The following is a 688-nucleotide window of genomic DNA, read 5'->3' as shown; positions in this document are numbered from 1 at the left end:
GATTAGTTTTGAGAAGGACAATTAGGTTCATTAAAGATCTTGGGTTAAATGAATCCTTAGCAGATATAATGAAAATACAGCTTGACTTCCTTTCAAAGACATATCCTGAAATCAGACAGCATCAGGAACATATACTTAATGTTATCAATCTTGAAGATAAAAGATACCTTAAAACAGTTTCAAAAGGCAGAGAACTTGTTAAAAGAAGCGTGAAAAAACTCAGAAAGAAAAATAAGGATGAAATGCCATTTGAAACTCTTAAAGAGCTTTATGAATCTCATGGAATACCCCCAGAAACTGCGAAGGAAATTGCAGAAAAAATGGACTTTAAAGTAAATGTCCCTGATAATTTCTATACTTTAGTTGCTAATGAGCATGAAGAAGAAGTTCAGGAAGAAAAAGCTGAAATTGAACTTAATTTTCCTGCTACGGATCTATTATTCTATGAAAATCCCTTTGAAACAGAATTTGAAGCTCATGTACTTGGAACGTATGAAAATAATGTGATATTAGACCAGACATTCTTCTATCCAGAAGGCGGAGGTCAACCATCTGATATTGGATATCTGGAAATCAGGGGAGAGAAGATAAAGGTTTATCATGCTGAAAAAATCGATAATATTGTTTTACATGGCGTTAACGAAGAAGATATTGAAAAAGTTCACCCCTACAAAGGCCAGATAATTAA

1 protein-coding gene is annotated in these 688 nt (G+C 33.3%); it reads left to right on the top strand.

The window, feature by feature from the left end:
- Nucleotides 1-8: 8 nt before the first annotated feature.
- A partial coding sequence (locus tag QMD61_11675) for an alanine--tRNA ligase-related protein (GenBank protein MDI6725292.1) occupies nt 9-688 on the top strand: 680 nt, incomplete at its 3' end.

The organism is Methanobacterium sp., assembly GCA_030017655.1.
In the GTDB taxonomy this organism is placed as follows: domain Archaea; phylum Methanobacteriota; class Methanobacteria; order Methanobacteriales; family Methanobacteriaceae; genus Methanobacterium_D.
The sequence above is the reverse complement of the archived record's forward strand: the minus strand, read 5'-3'. Positions and strand labels throughout refer to the sequence as shown.